17 protein-coding genes and 1 tRNA gene are annotated in these 17,633 nt (G+C 50.6%); 13 read left to right on the top strand and 5 right to left on the bottom strand.

What is annotated here, in order from left to right; genetic code table 11:
• Window position 1: 1 nt before the first annotated feature.
• Both ACIP6T_RS15870 and ACIP6T_RS15865 read left to right on the top strand, forming a co-directional pair.
• Window positions 2-1,771, top strand: coding sequence for a GMC family oxidoreductase (locus tag ACIP6T_RS15870; RefSeq protein WP_097095049.1), 1,770 nt, complete (start codon window positions 2-4; stop codon window positions 1,769-1,771).
• Window positions 1,772-1,775: 4 nt separating this feature from the next.
• The gene (locus ACIP6T_RS15865; RefSeq protein ID WP_400458080.1) at window positions 1,776-3,026 is read left to right on the top strand and encodes a c-type cytochrome; all 1,251 of its coding nucleotides are present in this window, start codon (window positions 1,776-1,778) and stop codon (window positions 3,024-3,026) included.
• 84 nt (window positions 3,027-3,110) lie between these two features.
• On the opposite strand, the gene ACIP6T_RS15860 is transcribed toward ACIP6T_RS15865, so the two are convergent.
• From ACIP6T_RS15860 to ACIP6T_RS15850, 3 genes are all read right to left on the bottom strand, one after another.
• The gene (locus tag ACIP6T_RS15860) at window positions 3,111-3,788 is read right to left on the bottom strand and encodes a MarC family NAAT transporter (protein ID WP_400458079.1); all 678 of its coding nucleotides are present in this window, start codon (window positions 3,786-3,788) and stop codon (window positions 3,111-3,113) included.
• A 165-nt stretch (window positions 3,789-3,953) separates the two neighbouring features.
• Entirely contained in the window at window positions 3,954-4,589 is a 636-nt protein-coding gene (locus tag ACIP6T_RS15855) for a hypothetical protein (RefSeq protein ID WP_097095046.1), read from the bottom strand.
• A gap of 95 nt (window positions 4,590-4,684) precedes the next feature.
• Entirely contained in the window at window positions 4,685-5,164 is a 480-nt protein-coding gene (locus tag ACIP6T_RS15850; protein WP_097095045.1) for a carboxymuconolactone decarboxylase family protein, read from the bottom strand.
• A 127-nt stretch (window positions 5,165-5,291) separates the two neighbouring features.
• Between ACIP6T_RS15850 and ACIP6T_RS15845 the strand changes: the two genes are divergently transcribed.
• On the top strand, window positions 5,292-6,668 hold the full coding sequence (locus ACIP6T_RS15845) for a PLP-dependent aminotransferase family protein (protein WP_400458078.1): 1,377 nt from the start codon (window positions 5,292-5,294) through the stop codon (window positions 6,666-6,668).
• 45 nt (window positions 6,669-6,713) lie between these two features.
• Here the strand turns inward: ACIP6T_RS15845 and ACIP6T_RS15840 are convergent, their stop codons facing one another.
• The gene (locus ACIP6T_RS15840) at window positions 6,714-7,223 is read right to left on the bottom strand and encodes a DUF2501 domain-containing protein (RefSeq protein ID WP_400458077.1); all 510 of its coding nucleotides are present in this window, start codon (window positions 7,221-7,223) and stop codon (window positions 6,714-6,716) included.
• Window positions 7,224-7,523: 300 nt separating this feature from the next.
• On the opposite strand from ACIP6T_RS15840, the gene ACIP6T_RS15835 reads away from it, so the two are divergent.
• The 4 genes from ACIP6T_RS15835 to ACIP6T_RS15820 all read left to right on the top strand — a co-directional run bounded on the left by ACIP6T_RS15835 (window position 7,524) and on the right by ACIP6T_RS15820 (window position 12,443).
• Window positions 7,524-7,608 (top strand) — tRNA-Leu (locus ACIP6T_RS15835).
• 164 nt (window positions 7,609-7,772) lie between these two features.
• Window positions 7,773-9,032: a tyrosine-type recombinase/integrase gene (locus ACIP6T_RS15830; RefSeq protein ID WP_400458076.1), complete on the top strand. Its 1,260-nt coding sequence runs from the start codon at window positions 7,773-7,775 to the stop codon at window positions 9,030-9,032.
• A gap of 36 nt (window positions 9,033-9,068) precedes the next feature.
• Entirely contained in the window at window positions 9,069-11,177 is a 2,109-nt protein-coding gene (locus tag ACIP6T_RS15825; protein ID WP_400458075.1) for a retron Eco8 family effector endonuclease, read from the top strand.
• A gap of 159 nt (window positions 11,178-11,336) precedes the next feature.
• A complete protein-coding gene (locus ACIP6T_RS15820; RefSeq protein WP_400458074.1) occupies window positions 11,337-12,443 on the top strand; it encodes a reverse transcriptase family protein in 1,107 nt (368 codons plus the stop codon).
• A gap of 398 nt (window positions 12,444-12,841) precedes the next feature.
• Here ACIP6T_RS15820 and ACIP6T_RS15815 read toward each other — a convergent pair whose 3' ends face one another.
• Window positions 12,842-13,051, bottom strand: coding sequence for an ogr/Delta-like zinc finger family protein (locus tag ACIP6T_RS15815; protein WP_400458197.1), 210 nt, complete (start codon window positions 13,049-13,051; stop codon window positions 12,842-12,844).
• Between the two features lie 625 nt (window positions 13,052-13,676).
• Between ACIP6T_RS15815 and ACIP6T_RS15810 the strand changes: the two genes are divergently transcribed.
• From ACIP6T_RS15810 to ACIP6T_RS15785, 6 genes are all read left to right on the top strand, one after another.
• The gene (locus ACIP6T_RS15810) at window positions 13,677-13,943 is read left to right on the top strand and encodes a helix-turn-helix transcriptional regulator (RefSeq protein ID WP_400458072.1); all 267 of its coding nucleotides are present in this window, start codon (window positions 13,677-13,679) and stop codon (window positions 13,941-13,943) included.
• An 80-nt stretch (window positions 13,944-14,023) separates the two neighbouring features.
• Window positions 14,024-14,152, top strand: coding sequence for a hypothetical protein (locus ACIP6T_RS15805; protein WP_400458071.1), 129 nt, complete (start codon window positions 14,024-14,026; stop codon window positions 14,150-14,152).
• 9 nt (window positions 14,153-14,161) lie between these two features.
• Window positions 14,162-14,701 (top strand): host cell division inhibitor Icd-like protein, encoded by a 540-nt coding sequence (locus ACIP6T_RS15800; protein WP_400458070.1) that lies wholly within the window; start codon window positions 14,162-14,164, stop codon window positions 14,699-14,701.
• Window positions 14,698-14,922 (top strand): hypothetical protein, encoded by a 225-nt coding sequence (locus ACIP6T_RS15795; RefSeq protein WP_110867847.1) that lies wholly within the window; start codon window positions 14,698-14,700, stop codon window positions 14,920-14,922. The genes ACIP6T_RS15800 and ACIP6T_RS15795 overlap by 4 nt, the downstream gene beginning before the upstream one ends.
• Window positions 14,919-15,242: a DUF5375 domain-containing protein gene (locus tag ACIP6T_RS15790; RefSeq protein WP_400458069.1), complete on the top strand. Its 324-nt coding sequence runs from the start codon at window positions 14,919-14,921 to the stop codon at window positions 15,240-15,242. The genes ACIP6T_RS15795 and ACIP6T_RS15790 overlap by 4 nt, the downstream gene beginning before the upstream one ends.
• A gap of 14 nt (window positions 15,243-15,256) precedes the next feature.
• Window positions 15,257-17,581: a phage/plasmid primase, P4 family gene (locus ACIP6T_RS15785; protein WP_400458068.1), complete on the top strand. Its 2,325-nt coding sequence runs from the start codon at window positions 15,257-15,259 to the stop codon at window positions 17,579-17,581.
• Window positions 17,582-17,633: the final 52 nt, after the last annotated feature.

The raw sequence follows: 17,633 nt of genomic DNA, 5'->3' as shown, positions 1-17,633 counted from the left end.
CATGGCACAGATTACAAAGAAAGAAGTCGACGTTGTCGTATGCGGCCTCGGCTGGGCCGGCTCGCTAATGAGTATCGAACTGGCAATGGCCGGACTGGAAGTGCGCGCGTTAGAGCGCGGCGGCGAGCGCGATTACCCGGATTTCGCCTATCCGAAACCGGCTGATGAATACGCTTACAACGTGCGTAACAAAGTGTTCGCGACGCCCAAAGAAGTGGCGGTCACCGTGCGTTACAACAGCAGCCAGACGGCGTTACCGACCCGCAAGTGGGGCGCGTTTGCGCCAGGCACCGGTGTGGGCGGCGCGGGTATGCACTGGACGGCGGTGCTGATTCGTCCAACGCCAACCGATCTGAAGCTGAAAACCTACGTGGATGAGGCCTACAAGCCGGGCATCCTGCAGGAAGATATGCGTGTGATGGACTTCCCGTTCACCTGGGAGGAGATTGAGCCGTATTACTACAAGTTTGAGCTGATCTGCGGACAATCCGGTAATACCGGCAACCTGCGCGGTCAGATTCTGGAAGGTGGCGATCCGTTTGAAGGCCCGCGTTCAGAACCTTATCCGCTGCCCGCGCTGGAAGACACGCTGAACAATGTGATGTTCAAAGAAGCGGCGACCAAGCTTGGTTATCACCCGTTCCCGAACCCTTCTGCGTGCGTATCGCGCGCGTGGAAAAACCCGTACGGCAACCAGATCGCCCCGTGCAACTACTGCGGTTACTGCTCGAAATATCCGTGCCTGAACTACTCCAAAGCCTCACCGCAAACGGCAGTGATGGATGCGCTAAAACGCATGCCGAACTTCTCTTATGAAGTGCACGCGGAAGTGGTGAAAGTGGTGCTGCATGACGATCAGAAAACCGCGAAGGGCGTAATTTACTACGATGTGGATGGCAATGAAGTGTTCCAGCCGGCCAAAATCGTGGTGCTCTCCAGCTTCCAGCTCTACAACGTGCGTCTGATGCTGCTGTCCGGTATCGGCAAGCCGTATAACCCGATCACCGAAGAGGGTGTGGTGGGGCGTAACTATGCCTTCCTGTCAAACGGCGGCGCAACGCTGTTCTTCAAGGATAAAAACTTCAACTCTTTCGCCACCGCGGGTGCCACCGGGCAGATGTTCAATGACATCTCACCAGGCAATTTCGACGGCCCAGGACTGGGTTTCCTCGGCGGCGCGAAGATCCACAGTTCGCAGGCTACCGGCACGCCAATCGCCACCTCACTGCCGAAAGGTACGCCGAGCTGGGGCATGGGTTACAAGGAAGGTCTCGAGCAGTGGTACAACCATTCCATGAAGATCAGCATTACCACCACCTGTCAGTCGTATCGCGATATCTATCTGGATCTCGATCCGCACTACACCGACCATCGCGGTCAGCCGCTGCTGCGTATGACCTTTAACTGGAAAGAGAACGAACTTAAGCTGCAACAGCACTTGAAAGGTATCGTCGGCAACATCGCCAAAGAGCTGAATCCGGACAGCATGAGCATGAGCTTCCTGCCGATGGGCGCTGACTTTGACCTCACCAAATATGTCTCGACCCACAACGTGGGCGGCGCGGTGATGGGCGATAACCCGAAAACCTCTGCACTGAACAAATACCTGCAGAGCTGGGATGTTCATAACGTGTTTGTGCCGGGCGGCAACGCCTTCCCGCAAAACTTCCAGGCGAACCCGACCGATACCATCGGCGCGATCACCCTGATGGCGGCACAAGCCATCAAAGAACATTATCTGAAAAATCCCGGCCCACTGGTACAGGCATAAGCGCATGAAATTAAAATCATTGTTAATCGCCAACGCCGTGCTGCTGGGCAGCTTTGTCCTGCAGGCTCACGCGGAAGATGACGCTCAATTGATCAAGCAGGGTGAATACCTGTCGCGCCTCGGCGACTGTATGGCGTGCCATACCGTGGCGGGCAAAGCGGATTACGCCGGCGGTTTGGCGATTGAGTCGAATCTCGGCACCATTTACTCCACCAACATCACACCGGACACAGCGCACGGTATCGGCAACTATAGCGAGCAGCAGTTCTCGGACGCGGTGCGCAAAGGCGTGCTGCCGAACGGTTCACGCCTTTATCCCGCGATGCCGTATCCGGATTACGCCAAAATCTCGGATGCCGATATGCACGCGCTTTACGTCTACTTTATGAAGGGCGTGAAGCCGAGCAGCGAGCAGCCGCCGGAAACCGATCTCAGCTTCCCGTTCAGCCAGCGCTGGGGCATGCGCTTCTGGAACTGGGCGTTCACCTCTGATAAACCGTTCCAGCCGATTGGCGGCGCTTCGGAAGAGGTGAATCGCGGGGCTTATATCGTCGAAAGCCTTGGCCACTGCGGCAGCTGCCACACGCCGCGCGGTCTCGGCATGAACGAGAAAGCGCTGGATAGCGGCGACGATCGGTTCCTTGCCGGTGGCAGCCTGAACAACTGGGATGTGCCGTCGCTGCGCGGTGTGCCGCGCTGGAGTGAACAGGAGATCGTCGATTACCTGCAAACCGGACGTAACGACAAGGCCGCGGTAGGCGGTGAGATGAAGTCGGTGATTGAGCACTCCAGCTCGCACATGACGGATGCGGATCTGAAAGCGATTGCCGCCTATCTGAAGTTCCTCGGTGGTAATCCGCCGCTGCAGGCGTACAACGTGCAGCAGCAGCAGGCGACGGAAGCGAAACTAACGGCGGCGAAAGGCTTGTCGGAAGGGGAGCGTTTGTACATCGACAACTGCGGTGCGTGTCACTTTGTCACCGGTAAAGGCGCGCCGGGAATCTTCCCGGAGCTGGATCAGGCGACGATCGTTAATGCTAAAGATCCAAGCGGTTTGATCCACACCATTTTGGCCGGTGCGCAGCAGCCATCGACCGCGAAGGCGCCATCGACCCTGGCGATGCCGGGTTTTGCTAAGCGTCTGGATGATGACCAAGTGGCGAAACTGGCGACCTTCATTCGTCAGGGCTGGAGCAACCATGCGCCGGCAGTGACCAAAGATCAGGTAACGGAAGTACGTAAGACGTTGAAGTAATATTGTAATTCCAGGTGCGCATGAATGCGCACCCTACAACCGCGTAGGGTCGCCATTCATGGCGACCTGGTTTTATAAGACGGTTTAATGGAAAGTGTGAATCACTTCTAACACGCCGTTAATGATGAACTGCACGCCCATACACACCAGCAAAAAGCCCATCAAACGTGAAATCGCCTCGATCCCACCTTTACCAACCAGCTTCATAATGGCGCCAGAACTGCGCAGTGAAATCCACAGAATCACAGACACAGCCAGAAACGTCAGCACCGGCGCGACCGCCACCACCCACGCAGGAAAATCGACGCCGGCTTTTACCGTGGAAGCCGAGCTGATGATCATCGCAATGGTGCCTGGCCCCGCAGTGCTCGGCATCGCCAGCGGCACAAAGGCGATATTCACGGTTTCGCGTGTGTTATCGGTGGAGTCCAGCTCATCCTGCTTGTGTTTGGCCTCAACCGAATGCCCAACAGGTTTCGCCGGAAACAGCATGCGAAAACCGATAAATGCCACAATGAGCCCGCCCGCCATACGCAGGCCGGGAATCGAGATACCAAACGTGTGCAACACCGCGCTGCCGGCGTACCACGCCACCATCATGATCAGGAATACGTAGATCGAGGCCTGCATCGCCTGACGATTACGCTCCTGAAAATTCATATCGCCTGCAAGGCCAAGAAACAGCGCAACGGTGGTGAGCGGATTGGCCAGCGGCAAAATCACCACCAATCCCAGCCCGATGGCTTTAAAAAGCTCCAGCATGAAAATTCCTCAAATTTCCAGGTCGCCATAAATGGCGACCCTACAATAACGGCGATCCAATTATGCACGGCCGCTCTAAACGGCAATCCAACAACGTAGGGGCGCCATTTATGGCGACCAGGGAGGGATCTGCAGAGAAATCTCTGCGTACCGAAATACCGAATATCAGTGCTTCGGCGTATCCAGCGCTTCGATCAGCTCGGGGAAGAAATCCTCCAGCAGTTCGGGCGTCATCAGTTCGGGATAGTTGATTAAGTGCTCGCGAATACGCTCATTCACATCCGGCAGCAATCGCTGCGCCGCGTCTTGCGCAGTGATCTTCTTCTGCTTCATCAGGCGCAGTACATCATCCGGCAGATTGTCTTCATCTTCGACTTCATCGACACCTTCAAGATCGTCCAACTCATCCAGCAAATCCATCAGCGCTTCAATCTGCGGCGTGCGGGACTGATATTCAGACGGCTGCTCGTTTTGCAGATAGCGCAGCAGCGCGCGTACCGGGGATCCGTCGGGCTCGGCGGGTGGCTCGTTGGCGAACCAGGTGAGGAGATCGTGTTGCGTCACCTGATGGACGTGATAACCGTTATCCACCAGTTCATCGGCAAGGACATCAGCGGTATCGTGCTCAATCAGGCAAATGTGGGTGCGATTCGGTGTGAACTGCTCCAGCCATTGATAAATCTCTTCAATTACGCTGTCGTCGTAAATGAAAGTTTGGCTGAGATAGCTGTCATCCTGCTGGTGAACGCAGATGTGAATCTGGTCGGGATCGAAGTAAATCGCAATGTTGATGCCTTTCATGTGCGCTGTCCTATGTGGTGCAAAAACCCACTATAGCCTCCGACAGCGCAGATGAACATGGTGCCACCCGCAGCTTGCACTGCGGGTGGTAAAAATTAACGCAAATCAGCGCGATCCAGGCCATACGCGCTATCAAATGCGCCGGGAGTCATGCGTGAAAGCACCATCAGGCGATTCCAGGTATTGATGGTGGCGATGCAGAATGTTAGTTCACTGGTTTCGACTTCAGAGAAGTGCTCGCGCACTTCGCTATATAACGCATCCTCAATGCCGTGGTCGCCCGGACGCGTAAGCGCTTCGGTCAGCGCCAGCGCCGCTTTCTCTTTGGCGGTAAATAGCGGAGATTCGCGCCAGATAGCCACATGATGCAAACGCAGTTCGCGCTCGCCGTGCAGTTTGGCCTCTTTTACATGCATATCCACACAAAAGGCGCACTGGTTGAGCTGCGAAGCGCGCAGATCGACCAGATGTTTCAGTGAGGCTTCCAGCGATGTGTTGCCGACAGCCGTTGAGAGTTCGGACATGGCTTTAACTAAAGCAGGTACGGTTTTGAAGTGATTAACGCGCGATGTCATGTTGCTTTCCTCTTGCAGAATAAACGTTTAATGGCTCGCCACGCATTGCGTGGTTGATAGGGGACATCATAAACTTCTATGTCTGAGCTAAAAGGGCCAAAAACTGTTAAAATAGGTAGGACATGGCGTGGGATACAAAGAAATTTATACGCGGTATCGTCAGCACATTCTTGAAGGGCGGTTAAAGCCAGGAGATCGTGTGCCAGCCATTCGTACGCTGGCGAGTGAACTGCAGGTAGCGCGCAAAACGGTAGAAGCCGCCTATGAAATCCTCATCGGCGAAGGATATTTCGTCAGCCAGGGTGCGAAGGGCACATGCGTCAATCCACAGCTGCTTCTGGCTACGGCGTCGGAAAAAGCAGCCGTTTCCGCGCCACCGGCCAGCGAAAATTCTCCGCGTGAGAGCAAAGGTGAACTGCGACTTGGCATTCCTGCTCTGGATGAATTTCCGCACAAGAAGTGGCTGCTTATTTCCGGCAAGGCTGCACGTACGCTGCGACCAGAGGAGATGATCTTGCCGCCGGTCATGGGTTATCAGCCGCTGCGCGAGGCGATCGCCAGCTATCTGAGTATTTCTCGTGGGCTCAACTGCCAGCCGGAACAGATCTTTATCACCAGCGGCTATCGCGCCAACCTGCGACTGATTCTGGCTGTGCTGGCGCAGCCGAGCGATAAAGTGCTGTTTGAAGATCCTGGCTACTTCTTTGGCCAAAAATTACTGAAGCGCATCGCCCCAAATCTGCATTATGTGCCAGTCGATCGCCAGGGGATGGATGTTGATTATCTGCTGCGCTATCACCCGGATGCACGTTTCGCCATCGTGACGCCTACGCATCACAGTCCGCTGGCGGTCACTTTATCGCTGCCCCGCAAACATCAGCTGCTGGAGTGGGCACAGCAGAACGACAGCTGGATTATTGAAGATGATTACGATGGCGAGTTTCATTACACGCGCAAAGTGATTCCGGCGATGAAAAGCCTGGATGTACACGATCGTGTGATTTACACCGGCACCTTCAGCAAAACCATGATGCCAGCGATGCGCGTTGGCTATCTGGTGATGCCGAAAGAGACCATTGCGCGTTTCAACGAGTTAGGTGAAATCCTTGAAACCGGCATGTCGCTGCTGCCGCAAAAGATTCTGGCGCAGTTCCTCAGCGAAGGTCACTTTTATCGTCATATTAAGAAGATGCGCATTCTGTATCAGCAGCGACGCCGCATGATGCTGGATGCACTACAGCAATGCTTTCCGGAAATGTTTGATTTCGAACTCACGGATGGCGGCATGCACATTGTCGCCTTTTTGCGTCGCGGTACGCAGGACAAAGCGTTGGCAGAAATCTGGCAGCGGCATCAACTCCGCGTACTGCCGCTTTCCGGCTGGTATATGCAGACGCAGAAGCGCTATGGATTAGTGATTGGTTACACCAATATTCGCTCGCCAGAGCAGGCATTCGCGCTGTTGCAAAGAACGGCACGCGAAACGCGAGAAGCGTTTAAATAAAGAAAAGGCGCGAGGGACAGCTCGCGCCTTGATACCGGCGCGTCCTTACATGCCGATATATTTTTTACCCTGCTTCAGCACCACATCGCAGGCTTTGGTTTTCAGCTTCTCGCCCATCGGTGAGCTGCTCAGACTTTGCAGATTCAGCTGCTGGCCGTTGCCGGTATTCAGCAAACCTTGTACACCCTGCTGATAATCGGTTTTCTGCGCTTGCGCGTCAGGGCTGCTTAAGCCGAGCTTGCTCAGCACCTGATCCTTCACCGACGTCACGTTGTTATCCACCACGTTATGCTGCACGCAATAGGACATCACGCCCGCAGCGTTGGTCATGCTATTGGCGCTCACTGCTTTATCGCCGCCGTTCAGCAGGCCCGTAACAGAAGAGAGCGACAGCCCACCGTTCTGCGCGTTAGCGCTACCCGCGGTGCTGCTATTCTGCTGCGAAAGCTGTGATGCCGCGCTGCTTAGCTGATCCTGCCAACTCGCCGCCGATGCGCTCCCCGCAACCAGTGCTGCCGCGATGCCACATCCCCAAATCATGCGTTGTAATTTCATCTCAACCTCGTTGTCTTTTATGTTCTGACTGCGTCAGTTTTGGTTAAGAGAGGTTTGCTTTAAGAAAGTTCCTGAGAGCACGACGGATAACAGGAGAATGAGACAGTTCTTGGTTTTATCGGGCATTGAAACGGGTAGGAGTGGAAAAGCGAGGTAAAACTCATGCTCGATTGATGATTTTACAGGCAGTTGAGCGCGGAATGCTGATTTTTTCAACGCTTAGCGCACATCCGCAACGATTCCAGTTGCGCACTTTGCGCGTAACGGTATAATCCCCAACGTTTTCCGCATCCCTTCAGTGCCGAAGTGGCGAAATCGGTAGACGCAGTTGATTCAAAATCAACCGTAGAGATACATGTCGGTTCGAGTCCGACCTTCGGCACCATTTAAAGATACGAGAACTTCCGTAACAGTCCGCAAGTTACTAAAATTAAAGCCGAAAGGCTTTTTTTTTGGTCCAAATCCGTCCGAGCACATCCGTTGCAATCCGGGGATCGGTGGGGGCATAATAAGGGGCACTTACTCTTCGATTGAAAATGTGCCCCCAAAATGAAGCTCAACGCCCGCCAAGTCGAAACCGCCAAGCCTAAAGACAAAACTTATAAAATCGCTGATGGCGGCGGGCTGTATCTCGAGATCACGCCTAAGGGCGCCAAATACTGGCGCATGAAATATCGCCGTCCTGCTGACAAAAAAGAAGATCGCCTGGCTTTTGGCGTCTGGCCTGCGGTCAAACTGGCTGAAGCCAGAGCTAAGCGCGACGAAGCGAAAAAGTTGTTAGGGCAGGGGATTGATCCAAAGGCAGAGCATAAGGAAGCGCAGGCAGTAATGTCCGGTGCCTACTCCTTTGAAACTGTCGCCCGCGAATGGCACAGCAGCAACAAACGTTGGGGTGATGATCATCGTTCACGCGTTATGCGCTATCTTGAGCTCTACATCTTTCCACACATCGGAACGGCTGATATTCGTCAGCTCAAAACCAGCCACCTTCTAGCTCCGATCAAGAAAATAGATGCCGCTGGCAAACACGACGTAGCCCAGCGCCTGCAGCAGCGGGTAACGGCAATCATGCGCTATGCCGTCCAGAATGATTACATCGAATCTAATCCGGCCATGGATATGGCAGGGGCTCTCTCTACGACTAAAGCACGTCACTATCCTGCTTTACCATTTAGTCGCTTCCCTGAGTTCCTAGAGCGACTGAAGGCTTATCGCGGGCGGGCTATTACTCGCATCGCTGTAGAGCTTTCATTACTTACCTTTGTGCGTTCAAGCGAGCTCCGTTTTGCACGGTGGGATGAATTCGATTTCGATAAAGCTTGCTGGCGAATCCCGGCGAAGCGTGAAGAGATTGAGGGTGTGCGATACTCGCATCGCGGTATGAAAATGAAAGAAGATCATATTGTACCATTGAGCCGTCAATCATTGAATTTGCTACATGAGTTGAAGCAGCTTAGCGGCGATAACTTGCGCTTATTTCCGGGTGATCACGATCCTAAAAAGGTAATGAGTGAAAACACGGTTAACAATGCTTTGCGTGCAATGGGGTATGATACAAAGACTGAGGTTTGTGGGCATGGCTTTAGAACTATGGCTCGCGGTGCTTTGGGGGAATCGGGATTATGGAGTGATGATGCTATTGAAAGACAAATGAGCCACACTGAACGGAATAATGTACGCGCTGCTTACATTCATACATCTCAACACCTTGAAGAAAGAAGACTGATGATTCAATGGTGGGCCGATTTTTTGAAAGCCAATTGTAAGACGGTTGTTTCTCCTTTTGACTTTGCCAAGCAATCAAAATGATGGTGTTTTTTTTAATTCTTAAAATGAGGGATGGCAATGTCTATAAAAAGTATAAGGATTGAAAATCTGCTTTCTTACGATTGTTTGATAGTCAATAAAATAGCAGATCTAAATTGTGTGCTTGGAAAAAATAATGTCGGCAAAAGCAATCTTTTAAAATTGTTATCTTATTTTTACAAAAAGATAAATGGAGAGAAGTGTATACCTCCAGATTTGCATTCAGGATATAGCAGCTTGGGTAGTATTGCTATCGAATATGATATGTCTCGCATAAAATCAATTGTCACATCCAATAGAGAGGGGAAAAGTGATTTTTTTAAACATATATATAATACTTTTTTTAAAGGTTCTCCTGTAGGTGCTGCGAAAGGTTTTTTCATTGATAGTGACTCTGACACAAGCTTTACGCTAAAACTTATAATAAATAAAGATGATTCTGTTTCATGGTCTACAAAAAACGAAGATCACATAAAAATTATTGGATACTTGTTTCCTTTTTTTGAAATTGAAACAAGGCATATAAATTTATACGATTGGGATAAAATATGGGAGCTAATCAGTAGGTTGAAATCATTCAAAGTAAATAGCATTGATAAAGAAGAGATTATCGAGCTTATTAATGAAAAGATTTCACCGACGAGCAATGCTTATAAAGACTTCATCTCAAAAGTTGAAAATATCACGAAAGTTTCGTCTTACAGCTATCGTGAGAAGGTACTTAACTATGTGAAAGTTGGTCTTAATGGTCAGCGCTTCAATGTTAAAGGAAATGATTTAACTACTCAATCTGATGGCACTAATTCTTCTGAATATCTTTCTATTTTTCTCAAGCTATTAATAGCTTTAACTCGACGTGAATACATCTCACCGATAGTTTTTGTTGATGAACCTGAAACTGGACTTCATCCTAAAGCTAGCGAGAAGTTAATATATGAAATATATCAGGCTTGTAATTCTTTTAAAAAGAAAGCTGATGTGTTTGAAGTTGGAAAGTATGCAACACCATTGCCGAAGATATTTATTGCAACGCATTCAGCTAACATTGTCAAATTTGTTGTGAAATATTTTAAGGACAATCATCAGTTGTTGCATTTCAAAAAAACAAACTCAAAAACTAAGGTTAGCACATTAAAATCAACATACAGTGATAAAAGGTTTCTTAATGTATTTAATGACAATGAGGCAAGGCTATATTTTAGTGATTTGATTTTGTTTGTTGAGGGAGATACTGAACTTGAAGCCTTCTCTAATTTCTCTCTAGCAGGAAAATTCCCTCATATGAATTTAATTGAACTGTATCAGGCAAGCTCCAATGTATACTTGGAAAATTTAAACCCTAACAGATCAAAACTTTCGGTCCCTTATTTTTATTTATTTGATAGAGATAAAACCATACAGTTTGAACTAAGTTCAAGGCAATGTAAAATCATTCTCCAAGCTAATGGTCAGCTCTATAGCTTAAAGAATGCTGGTTTAAAGAAAGAAGCGATTTTTTATAAGAAAGGATATAGTCAGGAATTTATGGAGCAAGTTAACTTAATTAAATCATTACAGTCAGTTGAGGGGGTGAAAATTGACTTCAATAACAAAACATTAGACTTTGATAATAGAAATAGAGCTTTTGTAGAAGATATATTTTATAAAATAGATCAACATTTATTGAGAAAGAATATTATTGTTTTAAATAGCACTTTTGAAAAATGTTTAATAAACGAAGGTTCGATACGTATTTTCTTGAAATGGCTTGGTGAAGTAAGCGGTTTTGATGATAAGCTTATAGTTGATTCTTTAAAAGAAAGAGAAGCATTAGATATTAAAGTTCTGGCTACATATATGCGAATGATTTTTAACGGTAAGGCTGAAATAGGATTAGCATATAATCGTGTAGAAAAACCAAGTAAAGACTTTATCATCGCAAGGAAGATATTGAAAATCATTGAAGGAAAAACATTAGAGAAAAGTTATTTTACTGGAAAAACTGGGGGCTGGGTGACGTCTTTCTTAGATTATGCAGTCGATTATATAGATGATGCTTCTCAAGAAAAAGGCATATCCTTTGAAGATGAATTTTCTTCAGTTTTTAGTGAGTTTTATAGTATGATTACGATGCTTCGCCTCGATAGAGGTAAAGGGATCATTAACTGATACTAGATCTACCCCGGTAGACTTGTCTAGCCCTAAAAACTACCAGTTCGTCATATGATTACATGGTTATCTTGGATGAACTTTTAGTTTCACTGCACGTGAAAAGCTGTTCTTGGTATCGGGGCGAAGCATCTTGAAATTTTGTAGGGCTACTACTTAATGTATATCATTGATAAAAATTTTTTTAAGGCTTCCATCCTCCCGATAAATCTCCTTGAACAAGGTATTGTTAAATCTATACCTCCTTCCGCCGTTCACCAGAAAAAAGTCAAGGCTAGGCCATTATTCACACTCGATAAAAAAAGTGATTTTTACACTGCTCAACTGAACATTATCGAACAGTTCCTTAATAATGTTGAGCTTAATGACTGTGCCAAAGGCTTTAGAAAAAATTCCTCATACCTCCATTTTCTTGAGCCACATTCTGGTAACTATCAGTTCCTTCGTCTTGATATAAAAAACTTTTTTCACTCTATTGATGAATTTTTATTGAAAAAGTGTTTTTCTTCATACTTCAGAGATGAATTTATTGACGGAGCCAACAAGCAAAAACTCATAAATTCATTTGTAAATTTAGTGACCTACTATGTTCCATCGCTTGGGGATGATAATGCCCACGCTGGAAAAAGGATAGTTCCAGTGGGTTTTCCTACATCACCTCAGATCTCGAATATATACTTTCGCAGCGCAGATATTCAACTTCAAAAGTTATGCTCAGCTTTAGGGATTACTTATACTCGATATGCAGATGATTTATTGTTTTCTTCTTCCCGAGATAGTGGGTATATACATTCATCTGACTTTGAAAAAGAAGTTAGAATAATTTTGGGGGCTTTATCTCTAAAGTTGAATAACAAAAAAATCATAAAAGTAAAACACAGGATTTCATTAAACGGTTACATCATACAGTCTCGTTCGAAATCTAAGAAGTCTTCGCAGAATGACTTTAAAGGTGTTTTCATTTCGCAAAAGAAAACTGCTTTGGTAGAGAAGGTCTTACATGAAATGTCTCAGCCAAATATAGATTATATAAAAATAATGGAAAAGATTCTTATAAAAAAAATTAAGCCGGGCGACTTTTACTTTCCTTTAACTAAAGTGTTTATTGTTAAATACTATAAGAGTCAAACATTAAATTATTTGGCAGGCTATAGATCTTACCTTATCTCACTATTAAAATTCAATGAAACATATAAATGCATTCCCAAGATTAAAATTGACCGTTACATTACAATTATTGATAAAATAGAGTTATATTTGAAATAACCAATACAATTTCCGTATTGTTGCTATCTCCAACTGAAAAATTTCTCTGGGTCGAGAGCTATGAAATTCGCACCTAGAATCACAAGCCGCAGCTTATCTTGCACAGCTAGCGCGCGCTCGTACCCCCGCCACGCCTGCCCGCTTTATCTAGCAGTTTTCATGCGGCTGCATGAGTCCGTTCAGGCCGCGCCATTGCTGGCCTCAATAGCACAAACTCAGCTGCATTTATTCATGCATTTTCATGCAGCATAGGCATGCACTCATGCGGCTCAGGCTGGCCAGAGAAAAAGGATGTAAAAAAACCGGCACGATGGCCGGTCGGATATTGCTGATGAAGCTCAGTTAGGGGCGTTCTGACGGTTCGAAAGCATGCTGGCTGATCCATAACGGTTTAGCGTCTACCGTGGTGGCGGTGATTCTTTCTCAGGGACGTCTTCATTTACCTTCTGCGGTTTCATGATAATAGTGTCCAGGCTCTCAAGCGTTGTGAACGTGCAGGAACAGTCGATATTACGACACTGATACCACGTCTTTTTTAACGTACCTGTCTGATATTCGCTGGTACGCGTGTGTGCGGTCATGCTGCATTCAGGGCATTTCATTGCCATCACGTTTTATCCTTCTGTTTAGCGCCAGTTCCCGTCCAGGCTGGAGTTAACGGTTTATAAAAACCGTTATCGTTAGCTTTCTTTGTAGGGGGAGAGCCAATGGCGGCTCCGGTGAATGCATTGTGCCGTTGCTGGCACAGGCGAGCTATCGGATGGCGTTGTGTGATGGCCCAGACAAAATGACCTTCATCTGGCTGGCCGCATTGGGGCCAACTTCTGACTCAGCTTTTAGATTTATATATATCCTTCACCATTCTTCACCTTAATAAAAAATAGAGTAAATACAGTATATTAAAGGGTGAATAAACAATGATTATCCCTTCACCCAGTGTTCACCATGCTTCACCCGGCTTTTTATGCAGATAAACTTTATCGAGTGTTTATTTCGATTTTTTTAATGAAAATTAATCATTAAAAACGATTTGCTTAATTCATCTCAGCACTATTGGTCTACATTGCCCTATATTTACCTGTGCAAAAAAAAAGCGGCTAATTTTTGCGCATTTGTGCCAGCCGCAGTACCATTTCGCCTTGTTGCTTTGGCAGTAAATATGCTGAAAATAAAGAGCTACCCGACTTCGGACGCATCTGTCCGTATCACCACGGACTCAATAAGAGGTAGCTCATGCACATCGTATTATCCGCAAACTCCTCCGCTCCTGCGGTCCCGGCTTTACCCGTAAACCCGGTGCTAAACGACCGCTTCCTGCGACTGCCGGAAGTCATGCACGTCTGCGGCCTGTCCCGTTCTACCATTTACGACCTTATCAGCCGCAACGCCTTCCCGGCGCAGGTGTCGCTTGGCGGCAAGAACGTGGCATGGCTCGCCAGTGAAATCAGCGTCTGGATGAGCGATCGCATTGCAGCGCGCGGTCAGGAGCGTACCGCATGAGGTTTTTGAAGCGTGCCGGTAAATCATGCGAACCCTCTGTCGCGCATACAGTGCCGCCTGTGCATGTAACTGGCGCCGGAATGGCTAAACCGCTACAGCAGCAGCGCTTTATCGCAATGAAGCCAGCCTTAGGCATGCAAAGTCCAGGCATCCCGCCCTCCGGTACCCGGACTGTTTCCCGTGGCTATATTCCCGCCGCCAGCTGCTGAGGTTACCTGATGTCACTTTTAACTGCTGCCTCCGGCTTGCGCGCCGGGGCCATTCCCTGGTACAGTAATTTCGCTGTCGCAAAATCGGCAGCCGGGATTGGCGTCCTGAATATCTCAATGGCGACACCAGACGCGCCATGCGTCTTTTTTTGTGTCCATGCCTCAGTGCACCCATTTTTCGGGCTGCGGTTTATTTGCCGTAGTACCGTCTGCGTAATGGTGGCCCGGGCGGGGGCTTCTCACGAAGCGCCGGTATCCATTGAGGCCGGTTACGCCAACCCCGTTCGGGCTACCACCAGTGAAATTGGCGTTTCCGGTGGTAGCGATAACCGCTACTCTTTGGAGACTGCCATCATGGCTACGGTCCTTAATTCCCCATACCCTCAGTTTGTTTTCGTCTTTGCCGCCGTCCGCCGCTGCGAGCGCCGTCAGCAAATTCATATGCTCCGCACCGTTGCCGCCAACGAGCGCGCCGCCCGCCTTTCGCTGGCCCGCGACTACGTGCTGTCCTTTGCCGCCCGCCTGCCGGTCCGGGAGGTGCGCGCATGACTCACGCCACGATTTCTCACGCCGACCTGGTACGCCTTGAGCACCTGCGCAACGCTGGGCGCTTCGTCAGCGACATGACCGCATTTCAGGAGTGCCACGAACTGCCGCAGCCCGCTCAGCGCGCACAGCTGGCTTCGCTGGTCTTTCTCATCACCGAGCAGCTGGATGACGTGGTGACGCGCTGCCAGAACAACTGGATGAACGCGGAGGCTGAATCATGAAAAACCGCACCCTTTCGCCTGAACTGCGCGCCGCGCTTTCACGCCGCGCCGTCGCCTGCGCCTGGCTGACAGTCTGTCATGAACAGCAGCGTTATCCCGGCCTGACGCTGGCGCGCCTCGAGCACGTTATTGAAACCGAGCTCGAGGGCTATTACCTGCGCCAGCATGGGCGGAAGCGCGGTCAGGAAATTGCCTGCGCGCTGCTGGATGACCTGCTGTCCACCGGGCCGCTGAAGTCGGCTCCGCGCCTGAGCTTTCTCGGTCAGGTAATGATGGATGAACTCTGCGGGCGCATGACAGGCGCGCCGGTGCTGCACTGAGGGAGAAAAGAACGATGAAAATGACCGTATCCGAAGCGGCCACCGCTGCGCGTGGCCACTGGCCCCGCATTCTGCCCGCGCTGGGCGTGAAGGTAATCAAAAACCGCCACATGCCATGCCCGGTGTGTCAGGGAACGGACCGCTTTCGCTTCGACGATAAAGACGGGCGCGGGACGTGGATTTGTAATCAGTGCGGAGCCGGTGACGGCATGGACCTGGTGAAAAAGGCGCTCAGCATTACGCTCAGCGAAGCCGCTGTACGCGTTAACGACCTGACCGGCAACCTTCCGCCGGTGGCTGCTGACATCATTACGGCAGCCGCTCCCGAAACGGACGAGGTATCCCGCGCTGCAGCTGCTGCACTGGCGCAACAGCTGGTCAGCACGGCAAAGGAAACGGCGGGCAATCCCTACCTGTCCCGCAAAGGCCTGCCAGAGCAGGCATGCCTTACGCTTTCGAAGGCGCATAAGGTGGCGTTAACGTCCTACCGCACCGGCGATGTGGTTGTGCCCCTGCACGACATGAGCGGCCAGCTGGTTAACGTGCAGCTCATTAATGCCAGCGGGGAGAAGCGCACACTTAAAGGCGGCCAGGTGAAAGGCGCCTGCCACGTTCTCAGCAGCGCTAAGCCGGCAAAGTGCATCTGGCTTGCCGAGGGTTACGCGACCGGCCTGACTGTGCATAACCTGACCGGTGATGAGGTGTGGATTGCTCTCTCATCGGGCAATCTCCTTTCTCTGGCTGGCCTTGCCCGGGAAAAGCACGCCACGCTGCAGCTGATGATTGCCGCCGACCGCGACCTTAACGGCAACGGTCAGGATAAGGCAAAAAAGGCCGCAGATATCAGTAACGCTGTCGTAGCGCTGCCGCCCGTGTTCGGCGACTGGAACGACGCCTTTTTGCAGCACGGCGACGTCCCGACAAAGCAGGCGCTTATTGAGGCCGCAGCGCCCGCTACCGCCAGCCCGTTTGACGTGATGAGCGAAGCGGAGTTTTCGGCCATGAGCGCCAGCGAAAAAGCGGAGCGCGTTGCTGAGCATTACCGAAACGCGCTTGCGGTGGATGCCAGCGGCGAAATCCTGTCACGCTACAAGGCGGGCGCGTGGAAGGTCATTTCGGGGAAGCAGTTTGAGCGCGACGTGGCGAAGCTGTTCCAGCGGCTGCGGGCGCCGTTCTCGGCGGGCAAGATTTCAGGCGTAGTGGATACGCTGAAGCTGATGCTGCCGCAGCAGTCCGACCCGGCGCGCCGCCTGATAGGCTTCCGCAACGGTGTACTGGATACGCGCACCGGCAGCTTCAGCCCACACAGCAAACGCTTCTGGCTGCGCACGGTCAGCGAGGTGGACTTTACCCCACCGGTTAAAGGCGAGACGCTGGCGAACCACGCGCCGCACTTCTGGCAGTGGCTGGACCGCGCCGCCGGACGCGACGCGGCAAAGCGCGATATTATTCTCGCCGCGCTGTTTATGGTGCTGGCGAACCGCTACGACTGGCAGCTGTTTCTGGAGGTCACGGGCCCCGGCGGCAGCGGTAAAAGCATCATGGCCGAAATCGCCACCATGCTGGCCGGAACGGACAACACCACGTCCGCGACCATCGAGACGCTGGAGTCATCGCGCGAGCGCGCGGCGGTGATTGGCTACTCGCTGATAATTCTGCCCGACCAGGAGAAGTGGAGCGGCGACGGTGCGGGCATCAAGGCGATTACCGGCGGCGACGCGGTATCCGTAGACCCGAAATACCGCGATGCCTACTCAACGCACATTCCGGCGGTGATTCTGGCGGTAAACAATAATCCGATGCGCTTCACCGACCGCAGCGGCGGGGTATCGCGCCGCCGGGTCATCCTGCACTTCCCGGAAATCATCCCGGCAAACGAGCGCGACCCGCAGCTGAAGGAAAAAATCAGCGGCGAGCTGGCCGTTATCGTCCGCCAGCTGATGCAGCAGTTCAGCCAGCCGCAGGACGCAAGGGCGTTACTTCAGTCGCAGCAGAACTCCGATGAGGCGATGCGCATCAAGCGCGACGCGGATCCGATGGTGGACTTCTGCGGCTACCTGTTCACCACGCCGGAACCTACTTCACTTTACATGGGGAACGCCAGCATCAGGCCCTTACAGCCGAGGCGCTATCTTTACCATGCCTATCTGGCTTATATGGAGGCGAACGGTTACAGGAATCCACTCAGCATGAAGATGTTCAGTTTGTCGCTGGAGAGCATTATGCGCGAGTACGGGCACCATTATCTGAAGCGGCGCACGAAGCTGGGGATGCAGACCAACCTCGATCTGACTGAGGAAAGCAGCAGCGATTGGCTGCCAAAGTGCGATGTCGCCTGAGCGGTATTATTAACAAGAACCGGCGAAAGCCGGTTATTTACATGGATAAATA

It is taken from the genome of Pantoea sp. NPDC088449 (assembly GCF_044753225.1).
In the GTDB taxonomy this organism is placed as follows: Bacteria; Pseudomonadota; Gammaproteobacteria; order Enterobacterales; family Enterobacteriaceae; genus Pantoea; species Pantoea floridensis.
Note: the sequence above shows the minus strand (reverse complement) of the source record. Positions and strands in the feature narration are given on the sequence as shown.